Source organism: Bacillus sp. SRL543 (genome assembly GCF_984799205.1).
Genome location: NZ_OZ481794.1, coordinates 3,122,952 through 3,142,893, shown reverse-complemented (window position 1 = coordinate 3,142,893; position 19,942 = coordinate 3,122,952). Strand labels below are relative to the sequence as shown.

17 protein-coding genes are annotated in these 19,942 nt (G+C 48.0%); 15 read left to right on the top strand and 2 right to left on the bottom strand.

The window, feature by feature from the left end; all coding sequences use genetic code 11:
• Positions 1-2 precede the first annotated feature (2 nt).
• The 5 genes from AC4E8B_RS16075 to mntR all read left to right on the top strand — a co-directional run bounded on the left by AC4E8B_RS16075 (position 3) and on the right by mntR (position 6,133).
• Positions 3-752 carry a metal ABC transporter ATP-binding protein gene (locus AC4E8B_RS16075; protein ID WP_490214359.1) on the top strand — a complete coding sequence of 250 codons (750 nt, stop codon included), beginning with the start codon at positions 3-5 and terminating at the stop codon, positions 750-752.
• A 10-nt stretch (positions 753-762) separates the two neighbouring features.
• Positions 763-2,076 carry a metal ABC transporter permease gene (locus AC4E8B_RS16070; protein ID WP_490214358.1) on the top strand — a complete coding sequence of 438 codons (1,314 nt, stop codon included), beginning with the start codon at positions 763-765 and terminating at the stop codon, positions 2,074-2,076.
• Positions 2,073-2,954, top strand: a complete 882-nt coding sequence (locus tag AC4E8B_RS16065) for a metal ABC transporter permease (protein ID WP_490214357.1) — start codon at positions 2,073-2,075, stop codon at positions 2,952-2,954. The genes AC4E8B_RS16070 and AC4E8B_RS16065 overlap by 4 nt, the downstream gene beginning before the upstream one ends.
• A 323-nt stretch (positions 2,955-3,277) precedes the next feature.
• Positions 3,278-5,467: a DNA topoisomerase III gene (locus AC4E8B_RS16060; RefSeq protein ID WP_490214356.1), complete on the top strand. Its 2,190-nt coding sequence runs from the start codon at positions 3,278-3,280 to the stop codon at positions 5,465-5,467.
• Between the two features lie 237 nt (positions 5,468-5,704).
• On the top strand, positions 5,705-6,133 hold the full coding sequence (mntR, locus tag AC4E8B_RS16055) for a transcriptional regulator MntR (RefSeq protein WP_009791612.1): 429 nt from the start codon (positions 5,705-5,707) through the stop codon (positions 6,131-6,133).
• A gap of 319 nt (positions 6,134-6,452) precedes the next feature.
• On the opposite strand, the gene AC4E8B_RS16050 is transcribed toward mntR, so the two are convergent.
• Complete coding sequence (locus AC4E8B_RS16050; RefSeq protein ID WP_490214355.1) at positions 6,453-6,662, bottom strand: DUF3892 domain-containing protein; 210 nt, start codon at positions 6,660-6,662, stop codon at positions 6,453-6,455.
• A 114-nt stretch (positions 6,663-6,776) separates the two neighbouring features.
• Between AC4E8B_RS16050 and AC4E8B_RS16045 the strand changes: the two genes are divergently transcribed.
• Together AC4E8B_RS16045 and AC4E8B_RS16040 are read left to right on the top strand one after the other, a co-directional pair.
• A complete protein-coding gene (locus tag AC4E8B_RS16045) occupies positions 6,777-7,457 on the top strand; it encodes a class I SAM-dependent methyltransferase (protein ID WP_490214354.1) in 681 nt (226 codons plus the stop codon).
• A gap of 15 nt (positions 7,458-7,472) precedes the next feature.
• Complete coding sequence (locus AC4E8B_RS16040; protein ID WP_490214353.1) at positions 7,473-8,165, top strand: AIM24 family protein; 693 nt, start codon at positions 7,473-7,475, stop codon at positions 8,163-8,165.
• Positions 8,166-8,236: 71 nt separating this feature from the next.
• Here the strand turns inward: AC4E8B_RS16040 and metA are convergent, their stop codons facing one another.
• Positions 8,237-9,142 (bottom strand): homoserine O-acetyltransferase MetA, encoded by a 906-nt coding sequence (gene metA, locus AC4E8B_RS16035; RefSeq protein WP_490214352.1) that lies wholly within the window; start codon positions 9,140-9,142, stop codon positions 8,237-8,239.
• Positions 9,143-9,305: 163 nt separating this feature from the next.
• On the opposite strand from metA, the gene AC4E8B_RS16030 reads away from it, so the two are divergent.
• The 8 genes from AC4E8B_RS16030 to AC4E8B_RS15995 all read left to right on the top strand — a co-directional run bounded on the left by AC4E8B_RS16030 (position 9,306) and on the right by AC4E8B_RS15995 (position 19,898).
• On the top strand, positions 9,306-10,994 hold the full coding sequence (locus AC4E8B_RS16030) for a formate--tetrahydrofolate ligase (protein WP_490214351.1): 1,689 nt from the start codon (positions 9,306-9,308) through the stop codon (positions 10,992-10,994).
• A 14-nt stretch (positions 10,995-11,008) separates the two neighbouring features.
• Positions 11,009-11,533 carry a hypothetical protein gene (locus AC4E8B_RS16025; protein ID WP_490214350.1) on the top strand — a complete coding sequence of 175 codons (525 nt, stop codon included), beginning with the start codon at positions 11,009-11,011 and terminating at the stop codon, positions 11,531-11,533.
• Positions 11,534-11,595: 62 nt separating this feature from the next.
• Positions 11,596-12,078 (top strand): glutathione peroxidase, encoded by a 483-nt coding sequence (locus AC4E8B_RS16020; protein WP_490219725.1) that lies wholly within the window; start codon positions 11,596-11,598, stop codon positions 12,076-12,078.
• 269 nt (positions 12,079-12,347) lie between these two features.
• Positions 12,348-15,446, top strand: coding sequence for a GNAT family N-acetyltransferase (locus tag AC4E8B_RS16015; RefSeq protein ID WP_490214349.1), 3,099 nt, complete (start codon positions 12,348-12,350; stop codon positions 15,444-15,446).
• The gene (locus AC4E8B_RS16010) at positions 15,443-16,303 is read left to right on the top strand and encodes an amidohydrolase family protein (RefSeq protein ID WP_490214348.1); all 861 of its coding nucleotides are present in this window, start codon (positions 15,443-15,445) and stop codon (positions 16,301-16,303) included. The genes AC4E8B_RS16015 and AC4E8B_RS16010 overlap by 4 nt, the downstream gene beginning before the upstream one ends.
• 82 nt (positions 16,304-16,385) lie before the next feature.
• Positions 16,386-17,234, top strand: coding sequence for a DegV family protein (locus AC4E8B_RS16005; protein ID WP_490214347.1), 849 nt, complete (start codon positions 16,386-16,388; stop codon positions 17,232-17,234).
• 142 nt (positions 17,235-17,376) lie between these two features.
• Positions 17,377-18,021, top strand: a complete 645-nt coding sequence (locus tag AC4E8B_RS16000; RefSeq protein WP_490214346.1) for an HD domain-containing protein — start codon at positions 17,377-17,379, stop codon at positions 18,019-18,021.
• On the top strand, positions 18,018-19,898 hold the full coding sequence (locus tag AC4E8B_RS15995) for an ABC-F family ATP-binding cassette domain-containing protein (protein WP_490214345.1): 1,881 nt from the start codon (positions 18,018-18,020) through the stop codon (positions 19,896-19,898). The genes AC4E8B_RS16000 and AC4E8B_RS15995 overlap by 4 nt, the downstream gene beginning before the upstream one ends.
• Positions 19,899-19,942 lie beyond the last annotated feature (44 nt).

Below are 19,942 nucleotides of genomic sequence, written 5' to 3'. Positions count from 1 at the left end.
CCATGAATTCAGTAGATATAAAAAATCTGACAGTCGCATATCAGAAGAAGCCGGTACTGGCCGATGTAAGCTTTTCGGTTGGTGAAGGAAGCCTGGTAGGGATCATCGGGCCGAATGGAGCCGGAAAATCAACGCTTATTAAAGCCATACTTGGCCTGATACCAAGAGCTTCGGGGGAAATAAAGGTTTTCGGCAAAGAATACCGGCCAAAAGACAGGCTCGTTGGATATGTGCCGCAAAGGGGTACAGTCGACTGGGATTTTCCAACGGATGCCCTTGATGTTGTCCTGATGGGGCGCTACGGCCATGTCGGATGGTTCAAGCGTCCAAAAAAAGCGGATGTGGAAGCGGCGAGGGAATGCCTCCGGAAAGTAGGAATGGAATCTTTTCAGCACAGGCAGATCAGCCAGCTGTCAGGCGGCCAGCAGCAGAGGGTCTTCCTTGCAAGGGCGCTTGCACAGGATGCAAGCATCTATTTCATGGATGAACCATTTGTCGGTGTGGATGCCGCTACAGAAAGGGCTATCATCAGCCTGCTGAATGAATTGAAGGAGCAGGGGAAAACGGTGCTGGTCGTCCATCATGACCTCCAGACGGTAAAAGAATATTTTGATTCTGTCATTCTGCTTAATATGAGGACCATCGCCCACGGCCCGGCAGACGAAACATTTACGATGGAAAACCTGCATAAGACATATGGCGGCAAGCTGGCTTTTCTGGAAAAGGGCCAAGTGATGGTCGAGCAAAGGTGAGGTGTCTTGTATGAAAGAACTAATCCAAATCCTGGGCAACGCGAATACACAGTGGGTCCTGTTCGGTACAATGCTGCTTGGGGTGGCCAGCGGAGTGCTTGGAAGCATTGCGCTTTTAAGAAAACAAAGCTTGATCGGGGATGCGGTTGCACATGCAGCATTGCCGGGGATATGCATTGCTTTTATGCTCACAGGTGAAAAATCACTGCCTGCCCTTCTTATCGGGGCGGCTATCACAGGTCTGCTGGCCGCCTATTGCATCCAATTCATCACGTCCAGCTCAATTCTAAAAGAGGATAGCGCGATTTGCCTGGTATTGTCTGTATTTTTCGGATTCGGGATTGTCCTGCTTACAAAGATATCCCAATCACCTGCAGGCAATAAGAGCGGGCTGGATGATTTTATCTTCGGGCAGGCCGCTTCCATGGTAGGCGGTGATGTAAAGCTGATGGCAGGGGCTTCTGCCGTGCTCATTGTAGTGACTGTGCTGTTTTTTAAAGAGCTGAAGGTCCTGACTTTCGATCCTGATTTTGCGAGGGGGCTCGGCCTTCCTGCCGGCTGGCTGAACTTTATGTTCCTGACCCTGCTGGCTGGCGCCGTTGTGATCGGGATTCAGGCAGTTGGTGTCATCCTTATGGCAGCCATGCTGATCACTCCAAGCGTTGCTGCGAGGTATTGGACAGATTCGCTCGGAAAGATGATTGTCATTTCAGGATTATTCGGTGCTGTTTCCGGAATGATAGGAACCCTCTTGAGCACGCTCGGGCAGGGGCTGGCGACCGGGCCGTTCATCGTGGTTACCGCGACTGCTCTATTTCTGTTCTCAGTCCTGGCTGCCCCGCAGAGAGGCCTGCTTACCAAGCTTTCAAAGAGGATCGTTTTTAACAGGCAGACGAAGAGAAGCCAGGTCCTGAGAGCGCTGTATAAATTAACAGAGGCTGAATTCAGGGAGACGGGAAAAGAAAAGCTGATCATTGGGGAACATCTTATTTCTGAAGAGCTGGCTTTCTCGAAATCCCATACAGCCAGGCTGCTGAATGATTTATATAGAGAGCAGCTGACCGTAAGAACCCCTGGGGGCTGGATGCTCTCGGATAAGGGCATACTGGAGGGCTATGTCCTGACTCTCAAAGGCCGCATCAATGAGCTGTTCCTGATGCACAGTGAAGAATTCAATGAGGACCAGAAAGAGGCACTTGCTGAAAAGCTGATTGAAAGACCGTCCGATCCGCTTGCCAAAAGAGCGGAAGGGCTGCTGTGGCAGTATAATATGATGCCTGCCCTTTCTCCCTTCCCCCTCCCTGAAAGGAGAGAGAATCTATGAGCTATGAATTTTGGATACTGGCAGTAGGATCACTGGCGGGAATCACCTGTGCCATCACAGGATGCTTTCTAATATTAAGAAAGCTCTCCATGCTGGCCGATGCCATCAGCCATACAGTGCTCCTCGGAATCGTCCTTGCTTTTCTGGTCAGCCAAAGCATGAACGGATTTTATATGCTCATTGGTGCAGCGGCAACAGGGCTGGCGACAGCCTTCCTTGTCCAGACCTTTAACAGCAGCGGCGTGCAGGAGGATGCCTCGATCGGTGTTGTGTTTACCTTCCTGTTTGCTGTAGGTGTTATCCTGGTATCGCTTTTTGCGGAAAATGTCCATCTGGATGTCGACCATGCGCTTATGGGTGAGATTGCTTTTGTTCCCTGGGATCTCGTCCAGATCGGAGCGCTGCCTGAAGTCCCGAAGGCATTTCTGATGCTTAGTGGTGTGCTGCTGTTTAATCTGCTGCTGATCGGGCTTTTCTATAAGGAATTCAAACTTACATCTTTTGATCCCCAGATGGCAGCAGCGATAGGGATTCCCGTCCTGTTCATACACTACCTGCTTATGGGGATGGTATCAATTACGACTGTGGCTTCCTTCGACAGCGTCGGGGCAGTCCTTGTCGTGGCCATGCTGATCGCACCTGGAGCATCAGCCTACCTGCTGACAGACAGGCTTGGGACCATGCTTTTATATAGCGCGCTGATCGGGGCGGCTGCGGCTGTCAGCGGATATTTCGCTGCCAGCTGGCTGAATGCCTCGATTTCCGGAAGCATGGCAGCTGCCAATGGAATAATCTTTGCACTGGTTTTTCTGCTGTCCCCAACAAAGGGGTATATAATGAAAAAGCGGAACAGCATGCGGGTCCATACAGCGGAATGATCATGGTCCTGAGGACAGCGGTTCTACAAGAAGCTTTTAAGAAAGAAATATTAATAGTATAATAGAAGAAGCGCCGAGAAAGGCGCTTTTTTCTGCTGCCTTAAGCTATAGGCACTGCAGCTTTCCTCAAGGTATTCACCCCAAAGAAATCCCCCTTTCCAATCAACTCTGAAAAAAGCGCCTGGTCCAATCTGCCAGGAGTTAAATGGTGCCGGAAAAGCCTGGAATCATGTATAATCTTTTTTTCGGGCCCCGCTGCCGTTTGGGTAAAGCAACACATTAATCAAATTGGACTTGCGCAGTCCCGAGCAAGGAGAATCAAAATGAAGCTGATTATTGCAGAAAAGCCCGATCAGGGAATGAAGCTTGCTGCCCCGTTTTCATCTAGGAAAAAAGAAGGCTATCTGGAGATTGCGCCGAACCAGCTATTCCCGGATGGAGCTTTCATGACTTGGGCCATCGGCCATTTATGCGAACTGGTCCCCCCCGAGGAATATGACCCAAAGTGGAAAAAGTGGTCTTTAAGCACACTCCCGATCCTTCCCGAGCAATTCAAGCACCGGGTTTCCAAGTCAAAATGGAAGCAGTTCAAAGTCATTAAAGAATTGGTCCATCATAAAGAAGTCAATGAAATTATCATCGCTGGTGACGCGGAGAGAGAAGGGGAAGCGATTATCCGCGTAATTCTGTCACAGTGCGGCAGCAAAAAGCCGATGAAGCGTCTTTGGATATCCTCGCTCACCGCCAAATCGGTTTTGAATGGCTTCGAAAATCTCCTCGATGAGTCGAAGACCAGAAATATCTATTATGAGGCATTGAGCAGGGCATGCGCCGACTGGCTCGTCGGCATGAATGCCTCCAGGGCATACACCCTGCTGCTTCAGCAAAAAGGAATCCAGGATGTGTTTTCAACCGGGAGGGTGCAGACCCCGACCCTCGCCCTGATTGTAAAAAGAGAAAAGGAAATCGAGAGCTTTAAATCAGAGCCTTTCTGGGAAGTTACCGCGACTTTCAATATGGAAGGGAAGGTTTATAAAGGGAAATGGCATAAGGATGGCAATTCCCGTCTGGACAATGAGGGGATGGCCAGAAAAATTCAGCAGTTTGCAGCAGGAAAGGATGCCAGGATCGAATCGATCGACAAAGAAAGAAAGGAATTTCTGCCTCCTTACTTATTCAATCTATCATCCCTGCAGGCTGAAGCAAATAAACTATTTAAATACTCCCCGCAAAAAACGTTGGAAATCGCCCAGAAGCTGTATGTAAAAGGAATCATTTCGTATCCGCGGTCAGATTCGAGCTTTGTCACGAAAGAGGAAGCGGGTGCTTTTCCTGAAACACTTGAAAAGCTTTCGAATATGGATGCATTTAAAGCTTATTTCCCGCTTCCTGTTTCATCCATCCTAGATAATAAAAGGTATGTGAATGAAAAAAAGGTGACAGATCACTATGCCATCATACCGACAGAACAGGCAGCAGACCCTGGAAAAATGGGTGCTGATGAAGCGAGGATTTATGAGCTTATTGTAAAAAGGCTGATCGCCGCACATTATGAAAAAGCCGTCTTTGATTATACAACGATTCATACGCTGGCGGACGAGAGGGCAGCTTTTCTGTCGAAGGGTAAGGAAATGATCCAGGAAGGCTGGAGGAAGGTCCTGTACAGTAAAAAGAAAAGCGAATCAAAAGATGAAGATGAGCAGGATCTTCCTTCCCTGGAATCCGGCGAAAAAGGGATCGTTCAGGATGCTGAGGTAAAAGAGAGCAAGACGCAGCCGCCAAAGCGGTATACCGAGGGGCAGCTTATCACTTTGATGAAAACTGCCGGCAGGCATTTGGAGGATTCTGATCTTGTTAAGGTGATGAACCAGACAGAAGGGCTTGGCACTGAAGCGACGCGAGCGGGCATCATTGGCATTCTTAAGGACCGGATGTATATTGATGTCCGCAAGAATCAGGTGTATGCAACGAATAAAGGAAAGCTGCTGATCGACTCAATCGGGTCCAGCCTGCTGGGTTCTCCTGAAATGACTGCCAAATGGGAGCAGCGCCTGAATGAAATCGGCGAGGGTGCAGCATCTCCCAAAGAATTCATGGAGCAGGCGAAGAAGCTGTCAATCAAGCTTATCAATGATGCGACTGAACAGAGTGCCCAGTGGAGCTTTGATGGATATGACCTGGAGGAATTCAAGGATAGAAGGCCCGGGAAGAAAGGCAAAAGGGGCGGTGCTGGCACGAAGGTCGGCAAATGCAAGCTTTGCGGCGGCGATGTTGTCGACAAAGGAACTTTTTATGGCTGTGCGAATTATAAAGCTTCTGACTGCCGTTTCACCATATCCAAAAAAGTGCTTGGAAAGACTGTCAGCCAGGCGAATATCCGCAAGCTTTTGAAAGATGGGCAGACGGATCTTATCAAAGGGTTCAAAAAAGGCGAAAAGGAATTTCAGGCCAGGCTCCAATGGGGAGAAGGCAGGCTTAACTTCGTCTTTGAGAACACCATGAATCAGCAATGAATGCAGGGGAGGAGCATCAGCTTCTCCCTGATGTTTTCCTTGCCTGACTTGTTTGTCCCCTCCATCTATAGTAAAATTTTTATTGGACAATTTTTACTGAGCTGCATGATGGACCTCTATGTTTGCAGGAAAGCATGGGCCGGTGGACGATTTTTAACAGATAATAGCAATGAAGCTGGAACCGGGCGTCTTATATGTCCGGCACGAAGCTGGTTTTAATACTTAGGAGGTTATCGGATGCCTACTCCAAGCATGGAAGATTATATAGAACAAATATACATACTGATAGAAGATAAAGGTTATGCACGTGTATCCGATATCGCCGAAGCTTTGTCAGTACACCCATCTTCTGTTACTAAGATGGTGCAGAAGCTCGATAAAGATGAATATCTTGTTTATGAAAAATACAGAGGACTGATTCTGACGCCAAAAGGCAAGAAAATCGGCAAAAGGCTGGTATACCGCCACGAACTTCTGGAACAGCTGCTAAGGATCATCGGCGTGAAAGAAGAGAATATTTACGAAGATGTAGAAGGAATAGAACATCATTTGAGCTGGGACGCGATTGACCGTGTGGGTGATCTTGTCCAGTTCTTTGAAGAAGATCAGGGCAGAGTGGATTCGCTCCGTGAAATCGCCAGGAAAAATGAGCAGACTGAAGGATAAAGACAAAAAAGCGGCAAGGTATGAGAGTATACCTTGCCGCTTTTTTGTCTTTACTTGCAATGATTTGAGGTTTTGCTTATAAATGGAGTCTGTTGATTTGCGTTCCAGGCACTTCGCTTTCCGCGGGGCGAAGTTGAGCCTCCTCGCGCTCCGCGCTGTGGGGTCTCAACATTTCCGCTGCAATCCCGCAGGAGTCTGCGTGCCTTCCACTCCAATCAACAGGGCTTAAGAATTATGTTTACATCAGATTTCCTGTTACATATATTCTCTCCTTAAACCTGGTCAACAGGGGTGTACTCCCATCCGCAGGTTGTTTTAACTAACCAAAGCTCGGAAAATCCTCTAACAGATTCACTGTATTAACATCCGCTTCCATCAGGCTGTGTTCCGCCTCTGCAAGTTCGATGAGCCCTTCCTCTGCTTCCATTAATGCTTTTCTCAATGATATGATGCGCCCTCCCGAGGTCTGGAAAGACATGATCTCACCCTGGTGGTTTCTTTGGACGGCAATTAATTTTTCCGGCTGCATGTATAGCCCCTCCTTTAATTTCCTTAGTACAAAGGATTACCAGGTGCCCTTATAGAAATACAAGAATGAAACCTTTTTAAATTATATCCGTAATAAAAGTGAGGGATCATCAATATGGAATTTAATTGGGCCGCTGAAGCGGAAAGGCTTTGGGATGAAAAATCCGGCTCCTGGAGCCGGCAGAGCAGGGAGATGTGGGAATCAGGCAGCCGGAAGGAAATTGCAGGCTTTTTCAGCAGGCATGTTCCTGCCGGCTCTGCGGTTTGCGACCTTGGCTGCGGCGATGGCTACGGCACTCTAAAGCTTGCAAGTGCCGGCTATAAAGTAACAGGGGCAGATGTTTCAGAGGAAATGATACATAAAGCCATCAAGGTTAATGAAGGAAATGATGCAAGTTTTATTAAAACTGATATTTCGTCTTTAGATATTTCTGATGATGCCTTCGATGCAGTGCTGGCGATTAATTCGCTTGAATGGACAGAGAGCCCCCTTGGAGTCCTCCGGGAAATGCAGAGGGTGGTCAGGCCGGGAGGATTTGCGTGCGTCGGGATTTTAGGACCCACTGCTAAGCCTAGGGAAAACAGCTATGAAAGGCTTTACGGCAAGAAGGCAGTCTGCAATACGATGTTGCCGTGGGAGTTTGAAAGGCTTGCCAGTGAAAACGGCTGGAGCAGGATATCCGGGTTCGGCGTTTATAAAAGAAGTGCTGAACAGATTCCCAAAGGCTCTTTAACAGAAGAACTGCAGCAGGCTTTGTCGTTTATGTGGGTATTCATGATCAAAAATGATAAATAAGAGGAGAGTAATAGAATGAGCAGATATTCAATCGAAGAATTCGTGAACCAGACAAAACAGCAGGATAAAGGGGAAGGCCTGTTTGAGCTTGAAACACCGAGGATGCTTGAAATCAACCTGACAAATCAGATATGGGCAAAATCAGGAGCCATGGTTTCATACAGGGGGAGCATCAAGTTTGAAAGAGAAGGGATCCTGGAGCATGGCTTAGGTAAAATGTTCAAAAAGGCGCTGACAGGTGAAGGGACATCCCTTATGAAAGCGACCGGGAATGGCAAGCTCTATCTGGCAGACCAGGGTAAAAAGATTTCCATCCTGAACCTCGGGGGGGAATCGATCTTTGTGAACGGAAATGATTTGCTGGCATTTGAACCCGGCATAGACTGGGATATCAAACTCATGAAAAGGATTGCCGGCATGATGGCAGGCGGGCTTTTCAATGTCCGCCTGGAAGGGCGCGGCATGGTTGCAATCACATCCCACTATGAGCCGCTGACATTGCTAGTCACACCGGATAATCCAGTGTACACAGATCCAAATGCGACAGTAGCCTGGTCAGGCACCCTTCAGCCGGAGTTTGTGACTGATATATCCTTTAAGACATTCCTTGGGAGAGGAAGCGGGGAATCAATCCAAATGAAATTCTCGGGCAGCGGGTTTGTTGTGGTGCAGCCGTTTGAGGAAGTCTACTATAGCCAGCAAAGCTGAATGAAACCATAAAATTAAAATGGCTGCCTCTAAGAGTGCAGCCATTTTGTTATTTTTTCTGAAAACAGACGTTACCATTCATATGGTGTTTCCTGATAGACATAATAATTCAGCCAGTTTGAGAAAAGCAGATGTGCGTGGGACCTCCATCTGTTCTTTGGAGGCAGCGCAGGGTTGTCTTCAGGGAAATAGTGCAATGGCAGGTCTGGGACCAGCCCCCTTGCCTGGTCCCTCTCATATTCATCAGCCAGGGTTCGTGATTCATATTCCAGATGGCCGGTGACCATGATTCTTCTGCCATCCTTTGAACTGATGATGAATGCACCGGCTTCGTCTGAAACCGACAAAAGCTTCAGGGACGGATTCTCGTTTATTTTTGCAATTGAAACGTCTGTGTTCCTTGAATGCGGAGCAAGGAAATGGTCATCAAAGCCTCTCAGCAGCTTTATGGAAGGATCGCAAACGGTATGGGAGTATACTCCCGAGCATTTCCGCGGGAGGATTTCCTTGCCGATTCCATAATAATGATAAAGCGCAGCCTGCGCACCCCAGCAGATATGCATGGATGAGGTCACATTCTGCTGAGCCCAATCCATGATCCCAGTCAGTTCTTCCCAATAATCGACTTCCTCGAAACCCAGCATCTCAATCGGCGCCCCGGTAATAATCATCCCATCGAATTTTTGATTCCTGATCTCTGGAAAAGTGGTATAAAACTGCTCAAGATGCAGTTCGCTCGTATTTTTTGATTCATGTGTGGCAGTTTTGAGGAACGATATATTCACTTGAAGCGGTGTATTGCCAAGAAGCCTCAAAAGCTGCGCCTCTGTTTTTTCTTTTTCAGGCATCAGATTCAAGATGATGATATTAAGCGGACGTATGTCCTGCTTCCTTGCCCGGCTGTCATCCATAATAAAGATATTTTCTTTCTCCAGGATTTCACGGGCAGGCAGCAGAGGCGGGATACAAATAGGCACGGGCCTTCCTCCTTGTTGGAATATTCAATTATCTAATTATAAAAGCAAACGGCACTGTGAAGCAATGCCGGGCAAAAGTTCCATTATTTAAAATTCTATCACTTATTATAAGACGCGGTGGTACAATATAGAAGGAAACTTTGCATATTTCGGGGGGACAAGAATGAACGTGAAACCAAAGGTGAAGTCAGATATTGAAATCGCACAAGAATCAGAACTGAAACCGATCAAAGAAATCGCAGCCGGGATCGGACTGGATGAAGATGATTTGGAGCTTTACGGAAAGCACAAGGCCAAGCTCTCTTATGAGGCAGTAAAAAAGCTGCAGACAAAAGAGTCCGGTAAAGTCATTCTTGTAACAGCCATCAATCCAACTCCGGCTGGAGAGGGGAAGTCAACGGTGACTGTTGGCCTTGGGGATGCACTGACAAGGCTCGGAAAGAAAACGGTGATAGCGATGCGCGAGCCTTCCCTTGGACCGACTATGGGGATTAAGGGCGGCGCCACTGGCGGCGGATATGCCCAGGTTCTGCCTATGGAGGATATCAATCTTCATTTCACGGGGGATCTCCATGCCATTACTTCAGCCAATAATGCGCTCTCTGCCTTGATTGATAACCATCTTCAGCAGGGAAATGAACTGGGTATCGACCAGCGGAGGATTGTCTGGAAGCGGGCAGTCGATTTGAATGACCGGGCGCTCAGAAAGGTGATTGTCGGCCTTGGAGGCCCCATGCAGGGAGTGCCGAGGGAAGATGGATTTGATATTACGGTAGCTTCGGAAATCATGGCCGTTTTATGCCTGGCATCCGATCTGGCAGATTTGAAGCTGAGGCTTTCCAGGATGGTCATCGCCTATAATGGCCAGAAAGAACCTGTAACAGCTGGCGATTTAGGTGCAGAAGGCGCACTTGCCCTGCTTTTAAAAGATGCCATAAAGCCGAATCTGGTCCAGACGATTGAACATACACCGGCCCTGGTGCATGGAGGGCCTTTCGCCAATATCGCCCATGGCTGCAACAGCGCAGCCGCTACAACAGCTGCTTCAAAGCTGGCCGATTATGTGGTTACAGAGGCTGGGTTCGGTGCAGATCTTGGTGCGGAGAAATTCCTCCATATCAAAACAAGAAATGCGGAAATCCAGCCTGAAGCCGTGGTAATCGTAGCCACAATCAGGGCGCTTAAGATGCATGGCGGAGTAAAGAAAAATGATCTTGCAGAGGAAAATGCCGCTGCATTGGCAGAAGGGTTCGCCAACCTGAAGAAGCACGCTGAAACGATTAAGAGTTTCGGCCTTCCATTCACTGTGGCCATAAATAAATTTGTAACAGATACAGATCTGGAAGTGAGCACACTGCTTGAACTCTGTGAGAAAGAAGGCTTCCCTGCTGCCCTTACAGAAGTGTGGGAAAAGGGCGGCGAAGGCGGACTTGCATTGGCTGAGACCGTTCTGAAGCTTATTGACAAGAAGGAAAGCAGCTTTGCTCCGTTATACAGTCTGTCAGATCCGCTTGAAGAGAAAATCAGGACAATCGTCCAGAAAGTATATGGGGGAGCTGATGTAGAATTCACAGGCAAAGCCAAGAAGCAGCTTGCTGACTTTGAAAGCTTCGGATGGGGCCGGCTTCCGGTCTGCATGGCTAAAACACAGTATTCTCTATCAGATGATCCGGCAAAGCTGGGAAGGCCGGAAGGGTTCACAGTAAATGTCCGCGAGCTGAAACCGTCCATCGGGGCAGGTTTCATCGTAGCCCTTACGGGAGATGTCATGACAATGCCGGGACTTCCGAAAGCTCCTGCTGCTTTGAAAATGGATGTGGATGAGAACGGTAATGCTGTTGGTTTATTTTAAAAGGGGGGTTCTGCTTGTTTGACCCTACTGCGTTTGAAAATATGAAGATCGTCATGGAGGGCCTTTTGTATGATAAGGACCTTGCCGGTCAAATCATCATCTTAGACCGCAACGAACTGATCAATACAGCCAAGCTTTCGAGGAAATTTGAAATAACGTTTCAGGACAGGGAATACGTCAAAGCTTCATGCACCTTCATCATGGAAGCGGCGCTCGAAAATCTGGCGGCTGAGCTTCATCCTGCCCTCCTTTCTGAAAAGCTCTCGGGCTGCATGATCAGCATCCGGTTTTCTTTCAGCCAAAAGAATGAGCCGGGACAGACAGCCGGGATTGACAGACTGATGAAGGCCATTTGGGGAGAAAATAGAACCATCCGCCAAACGGTGTCTTATGATCCCTTGCAAAAGCCGGACACTGTGCAGAATACGACGGAAATCTCTTTTGGCAGACTCATTTATGAAGACCAGATTGATGATCTTGCACTTCTGTCCGATCATATGGCCGAATGCCTGAGGGAGCTTGAGGATGTGCTCTCTTAAACAAGAGTTTAAACTGGCATTATAGGCTGATCGTGATTACGATAATAGCAGGAGGTGCAATGATGTCTATATATCAATTTAATGCAATGAAAGCAGATGGCTCGGATGTCCCGCTGAGGGAGTTTGAGGGGGATGTGCTTCTCATTGTCAATACAGCCAGCAAATGCGGCTTTACACCGCAGTTCAAGGAGCTTCAGGAAATCTATGATAACCTTCATAGGGAAGGGCTTGAAATCCTTGGATTTCCCTGCAATCAATTCATGAACCAGGACCCGGGCAGCAACGAGGAAATCCAGCAGTTCTGCCAGCTGAATTATGGGGTGTCATTCCCGATGTTTGCGAAGGTGGATGTCAACGGGAAGAATGCCGATCCAATTTTTCAATATTTAACTGAAGAGGCGCCTGGCATGCTTGGCATGAAAGCTGTCAAATGGAATTTCACCAAATTCCTTGTCAACAAAAAAGGGGAAGTCGTCAAGCGGTATTCTCCCAATACAAACCCGAAAGAAATACTCGGCGATATTGAAAAAGAATTGGCAAAATAAAGCTTGCAGTCTGAAAATCGGACATAAGAAAGGCTCTGCTTCGGCAGGGCTTTTCTTATGTCCATTTTTGGCGTTTTAAAAATTTAGAATTATCTTTACTTTAATTCTCTTACCTAATACGATAATAATGGGCATGCCAAAATGTTCCACCGATGCAAATGACTGCCCTGATTAAAGGAGGAAAAGAAAATGGACAAAGCAGGAAAAATACAAATTCAATTGAGCGATAAGATGGAGGGCACGTAGTTAAGAATCGAGGAGGAAGAGACATGGAAAAGGTGATGAATAAGATACAGGTGGTCCGCTACCAGCCTGGATTGGCGGATGCTATTGCGAAGATGTGGAATATGAGCCGGGAAAGCTGGGGCGGCGACAACAGGGTGATGACAGGGGAGCAAGTAAAGACAAAAGAGGAAAACTCGGATAATATCGAGCTGTATATCGCCCTGGATGGGGAAGAGGTCGTGGGCTATTGCGGACTTTCAGAATATAAGGAAGATGAAGGAGCGCTTTATATTCCTCTCCTGAATGTGCGGCCGGATTATCATGGCAGAAAAATCGGCAAGCTCCTTGTTCTTGAGGCACTTGAAAAGACAGTGGAGCTTGGGTGGCCGCGCCTGGACCTGTATACCTGGCCCGGCAATACAAAAGCTGTGCCATTGTACAAAAAATGCGGATTCTTCTGGGAGGACAGAGACGACTCCACTCACTTGATGAACTTCATTCCCGCTGTCTTGAATACGCCGCTTTTAAAGCCTGTTTTTGAAAAGCTGGACTGGTACAGCTCAAGCTCCAGGGTAATTGAAGTGAAACCTGATGGGAAAAACGAAAATGGCTTCACTTATTATGATTATGAGTGGGAACATGAGGGAACTCGTGCAAGAGTCCAATTTGAACGTTCAGGAAGGGGCATGCGCCTGATTGAAACAGATGAATTCCTGGCTGAACTCGTATTGAACGGGCACCAGCTCATTGAGGGGCGGAAGGAGTCCATTTCATTGAGGGTTGTCAATAAATCCGGAAATCCGCTTGCGGTTGAAGCAGCCGGGAAGGACAGCGGGCGCGTGAAATGCAGCTTAACAGAATCCCTGATGGTCTCTGGCGAAGAGGTCATCACAGGAGTGCTGGACATCAGCGAAGGAGAAGCGCCTGACTCCTGGAAGACACACCCATCTGCTGAAGTGGACTTGTCCATAAATGGCCGGAACTGTTCACTGAGGCTGGGCATCCATCCTAAAAAGCCGGCTGATGTCAATGCCTCGCTTCTAGGACATCTGAGCTACCAGGGAAAACAGGCAGAGGTTGCTGTCGAGGTTAAAAATAATCTGCCGGAAGATGCAAAAGTGCAGATCCATTTTCCGGAAACAGAGAATCTCATTCCAGAACAAAAAGAAATTGTGCTTGATTTAAAACCGAAAGAGCGGAAAAGCTTTTTCCTCCCGTGTAAGGTAAAGAAGCATGGTTTTTCTGAGCACCTTCTGCAGATGTCTCTAGCTGGTTCAAAGGGAAGCCGATTCCAATTTGAAAAGAAAGCCGGCCTGGCACTGAAGGGTTTTGGAAGCCAATTTGGCGGCGAAACAGAGGAATACTGGCAAATCTTCAATGGAAACAGCCAGGTGAATATCAGAAAGCGGGACTATACTGTGAAAGCCGGCCGAAGCGGGAATCTGGATCAGCCATTCTCGTTCTTCCAGCCGAAACTGGGAAAACCGTATACCGCAGAATTCACCAAAAAGAAGCCTGTATCTGCAGAGTGGTATAAAGATGGGGCAGCTGTAACTCATAAGCTGGAATTTCTTTCGGAGAATATGCCTGGAATTAAGCTTAGCATCTTTACCTCCCTTTATGCTGAAGGACTTGTAAAGAGGTGGATGGAATGTGAAAATGGCAGGGAAGAGCCTGTGGAAGGGCTGTATGTCAGCCAGTCCATGTACCATGAAGGCCGGGAGATGGTGTTTCCGCTGGATGGGGAGGCTGTTGCGTTTTCAGATATGAAGGAGCTTCTGTACGGAGATGTCAACTTTAGCTCTCTGTCAGGAAGTTGGTATTTCGCAGGACAAGGAGGGGAACCGGTAGGGCTTGCCTGGCCGGAAAGCGCCAAGGCTGTGCCGGATAATTGGCAGCTTTCAATTGAATTCCAAACCGGTGAGATCCGGGCGAAAGAAAAGGCGGTCCTCGAACCTCTTTATCTATCAATAGGAGCCTTCCGGTCATGGGAAGAATTCGCAGCATTTGCATCCTGCTCCCCTTCAGCTGATAAAAAGAGTACAGCTCCTGAGAAGGAGATGAACATCACTTCTGTATTCGGCTGTGATGATAAATTTACAGCAGATCTGACTTTGAACAGCCGCAGGCTCCAGCCATTCGAAGGGAAGCTCTCCATTTCAGTTGATGGCAGTGTCAAAGCTTCTGAAGAGATCATGATTGAAGGCGGGAAAGTTTATAAAACCAGCATTGCAATGGGGGAAAAAGCAGGAATCAGCATTGTGTCTGCAGTTCTTGAGGAAGGCAGCAGCTGCGAAAAGATCGATAGCATCGTCCTGAAGGCTGGTGGAAAGGTGCAAGTAACATCGGAAGAGGAAGCCGGATTAAAAGTGGCAAAAGCAGTAAACGGCCCAGTGGAAATCAAATCGGCTCCAGGCTTCTATCCCGGACTGTTTTCCATCTCAGTGAACGGGAGAAAATGGCTGGACCACTCCTTCCCTTCACTGCAGGCAAAAGGCTGGTGGAATCCCTGGGGCGGTGGAATGAAGACAATCCCTTCTAAGCTGAATGTTTTCTCTATCCTGAAAGGCCAGACAGAGGCGGAGGCAGCTGCGGTTCTGGATAGTTCAGGAAATTCGTGGCAGGGACTCAAGATTACAACAAGGCTTGGGGAGCATCCTGTATGGCAGGGACTTGTATTTTCACAATATTATCTCATGCTCCCAGGTGTACCATTGATCGCATCATTTCTCCGGATAGAGGAAGCGGGCGGCAAGCTACTTGCTGGTGAGTATGCTGTCAGTGATGCTTTCCTGAAGGGCGGAAAGCTTGAAGATCTTTCTATCAGGCCGGACGGAGCAGGTGAGAATGGCTTTTATACAGCAGGAAAGGACGAGAATGTTCTCTTTTTGGGGAATGGCTCATCCATCTGCAGCACACATGCAGAAGAAAAGCTGTATATGGTGACAAACAGCATGGCTGACCATAATGAGGCATATATGAACAAAGAGGCATGCCAGCTTATATCAAGGCAGCCATTCAGCGCCGGAGGGCAGGATAGCCGGACGAAACCGGTATTCATGCTGTTTGACAGCAGGGATTTGTCCGGGAAGCTGCTGGATAGGCTGCAGAAAATCAGTTTCAGCAATGAGGAGACAGAATGAAAATAATAGACGCACATATGCACTTTTCACAAATTACATCTTTTTATGAAACAGCAAGGGACCTTTCGTTTGTTGATTATTCTTATAAAGGGATCGCGGCGGAGTACCGGGATGCGGGTGTCTTGCTCGGAATCGGCATGGGCCTTGGTGAAACAGACGGTATGGGTTTTCCGGACCATGATGCAAGGACGCCGATGATGCTGGACCTGGCTGAATCCCAGCCTGACATGTTAGTGGCCTGCGCCGGCATTAACCCTTTCAATATGGATTCTGAGGCGCTTGAAAGGCTGGAAGACGTGATTCAGCGCCCCGGGACTGTCGGATTTAAAATCTATCTGGGCTATTATCCTTTTTACGCTTACGATGAAGTATATGAACCAGTCTATAAGCTTGCTGAAAAATACAGTGTGCCGGTTGTCTTCCATACTGGCGACACTTATTCAGAAAGAGGGCTGCTGAAGTACTCACACCCTCTTGCCATCGATGAAGTGGCAGTCAGGCATCGGAATGTCAATTTCATGATGGCTCATTTCGGTGATCCCTGGACCCTGACTGGAGCTGAGATCATTTATAAGAATCCGAACGTATACGCTGATCTCTCAGGACTGATAGTGGGTACGGAAGAAGAGCTGAAGAAAAGGAGCGGAGGGCGGTTCCTCGACCATCTGCGCCATGCAATTGAATTCGCAGATTCGTATGATAAATTGATCTTTGGGACCGACTGGCCCTTGATCCCTATAGCTCCATATATTGAGTTTATCAAAAATCTTATCCCGGAAGAGCATCATGAAAAGGTATTTTACCAGAATGCCTTAAAGCTCTTTCCGAAAATAGCGGCATTTTTGCCGGAAGAATAAAAGTGTGCGGCTATCCCTTCTATAGGGATAGCCGTTTATAACAGAAATAACCAGTACATAATTACGGCAAGGAGGAAACCTGATGGGAAAAGTGGCATGGGTTACCGACAGCACAGCATGCCTGGATGAAGAATTAGCGGCGCACCCGGATGTCTATGTTGTACCGATGACAATCATCATGGATGGCCAGGAGTATATAGAGGGGAGGACCATAAGTGCTGAAGACCTGTTCAGGCGGCTGAAGACACTTTCTTCGCCTCCAAAGACCTCACAGCCTTCTGTGGGCTCTTTTCAGGCTCTTTTTGAAGAGCTTGAAGAAAGCTATGATTCTATCGTGGCTGTCCTTGTATCGGCGAAGCTCAGCGGGACTGTTTCATCCAGCCAGCAGGCAGCACAGCTGGTGAACATACCTGTCTATACAGTCGATTCGGGCATCTTATCGTACCCTTTGACGAGGCTGATAAAGGAAGGGATGCTTTTGACAGAATCAGGGACCGCGGGCAGCGAAGCAGCCCGGAGGATCGAGGAAATCGGATCCACATCGGAGACATTAGTCCTTGTCGGGAGCCTCGAGCAGCTTCATCGCAGCGGCAGGATGACAGGGCTGCAATTTTATTTTGGCAGTCTATTGAACATTAAGCCTATCATTGCCATAACCGGCGGGGCACTTAGCATAAAGGAAAAGGCAAGGAGCATCAGGAAAGCTAAAGAACGGATGAAGGCCCTGCTGAAGGAAGCCTATGAACAGCATGGTTTCAGGGAGGTATTCATCCTGTATGGCTTATATGACGGAGAGGCAAAGGAATGGATGGCAGATCTTAGGGCCAGCTTCCAGGAAATCGAGTTCAGCGCTTTCCCTCTTGGGGCCACAATCGGGGTTCATGCCGGGGAAAATACCATCGGGTTCAGCTGGTTCAACGGGCTGAAATAAATCAGTATGCAGAAAGCCTTGCACAGCAGCAAGGTTTTTTCTTTTGATATTTTGCTCAGAAAAAGACAGATATAGCTGAGAAGAAACATCCTGCCCCTTTTCATGATAAAATAAGCTTCAGCAGGAAAGAGGTGCGTTTTCAATGGATAAGATAATTTCGCAGGCAGAGCGGTATGTCCGCGCTGAGCTTGGCCGGGATGCTTCAGGGCATGACTGGCATCATATAGATAGAGTCAGGAAAAATGCGTTATATATACAGAGTCAGGAAAAACGGGGAGATGCTTTCATCATTGAAATGGCGGCCCTTTTGCATGACATTCCCGATGCTAAGCTGAATGCCGGTGAGGAGCAGGGATGGGAAAGGCTCCGCAGCTTTTTTGCAGATGCTGGGATTGATTTCGGCCTTCAAAAGCAGCTGGAAGAGGTCATCGCCGCTGTTTCCTTCAAAGGAGGCTCAGGCCTGAAAGCTGAATCTCCTGAGGCAAAGATTGTCCAGGATGCAGACAGGCTCGATGCCATTGGCGCAATCGGGATTGCACGGACATTTGCCTATGGCGGCATGAAAGGGCATCCCCTTTATGACCCGGCGCTCTCTGCCAGGGAAGAAATGACTGTGGAGGATTACCGTAAAGGGCAAACCTCCTCCATCCATCATTTTTATGAAAAACTGCTGAAACTCAGCAATCTTCTGAATACAGATACAGCAAAAAAGATGGCAAAACAGCGCCATGAATTTATGCTAGCATACTTAAATGAATTTTACAGGGAATGGAATGGTCAGGCATGAAAATGATTTCAATTGAAAACTTATCAAAATCTTACGGGGAAAAGCAGCTCTTCCGGAATGTTTCTTTCACGATAAACGAAAAAGAAAGGGCAGGGCTGATCGGCGTTAACGGAACTGGAAAGTCTTCTTTGCTGAAGATCGTGGCTGGTGTCGATGTTCCGGATTCAGGGGAGATTGTATGCCCGAAAGATTATAAAGTGTCTTACTCTGAACAGAAGCCTGAGCTGGATCCGGGGCTGACAGTGCTTGAGCAGGTATTTGAAGGGGATGCGCCGATATTCCGCCTGCTGAGGGAATATGAACATATTATGGCGGGCCTCGGAGATTCTCCTGAGGACACCGGACTCCAGGAAAAGCTTTTTGCTCTTCAGAAAAGAATGGATGAGCTGGATGGCTGGGAAGCGGATGCCAGCGCGAAGGCGATCTTAAGCAAGCTCGGCATCGAGGAATACAGCAGGAAAATCGGGGAGCTTTCCGGAGGGCAGAAGAAGAGGGTTGCCCTTGCACAGGTGCTGATCCAATCTCCGGATCTTCTAATTCTTGATGAGCCGACCAACCATCTTGATTATGAAACCGTCAAGTGGCTGGAAGAATATCTTAGCCGATTCAATGGCGCGCTCCTGCTGGTCACGCATGACCGTTATTTTCTCGACCGGGTCACCAACAGAATGTTTGAACTGGATGGAGGAAGCCTCTACAGCTATAAAGGCAATTATGCCGCTTTCCTTGAAGCGAAGGCCGTCAGGGAGGAAAATGAGGCCGCTACTATTGAAAAGCAGAAAAATCTTTTCCGCAGGGAACTTGAATGGATCAGAAGGGGCGCAAAAGCCAGGACCACGAAGCAAAAAGCAAGGATACAGCGGTTTGATCAGCTGGAGGACACCCTGTCTGCTGTCAAAGCATCGGAAAAGCTCGATATGTCTTTATCCGGAAGCAGGCTCGGAAAGCAGGTTTTCGAGCTGAAAGATGCTTCTAAAGAGCTTGGCGGAACAGTTGTGCTCGACGATTTCAGCTTATTGGTCAAGCCTGGCGACAGAATCGGGATCATCGGCAGAAACGGTACAGGAAAGTCCACGCTTCTGAATATACTTGCCGGTAAAATTCCCCTGGATTCAGGTGATCGGATCATCGGCCAGACAGTCAAAGTAGCTTATTATACGCAGGAAAGCGAAGACATGGACGAAAACAAAAGAATGATTGAGTATTTGAAGGAGACAGCCGAGATCGTCCACACCTCTGATGGCAAAACGATTTCTGCAGCACAGATGCTCGAGCGCTTCCTTTTCCCGTCAAGCACACATGGAACACCAATCAGAAAGCTTTCCGGCGGGGAAAAGCGAAGGCTTTATCTTTTGAAGATTCTTCTGTCGGAGCCGAATGTCCTTTTGCTGGATGAGCCGACGAATGATCTGGATACACAGACACTGACCGTACTTGAAGACTATCTTGACGATTTTGCAGGTGTGGTCATAACTGTTTCCCATGACCGCTATTTTCTTGATAAAGTGGCAGAGCAGCTGCTCATTCTCGAAGGAGGCGGCAGAATCGGCTCTTACTATGGAAACTATACAGAGTATATTGAGAGCCAGCCGCAGCAGGCAAAACCAAAGAGCGTGAAACAGGAAGCTAAACCAAAGCAGGAGGCAATGCCGAAGAAAAAGCGCATGTCTTACAATGAGCAGAGAGAGTGGGAAAGCATCGACGGAAAGATTGCCGCTGCCGAAAAGCGCCTTGAGGAAATTGCCGGTGAGATGGCAGAAACGGGCAGCGATTTTATGAAGGCAAATGAACTTCTCGAGGAAGAAGCACGATTGAATGAGGAGCTTGAAGAGCTTATTGAAAGATGGAGCTATCTGGCCGAGCTTGCGGAGAGCTGAGAGCAAGCAGAGGGCCGGCAATGGGCTGGTCCCATATGTTAAGA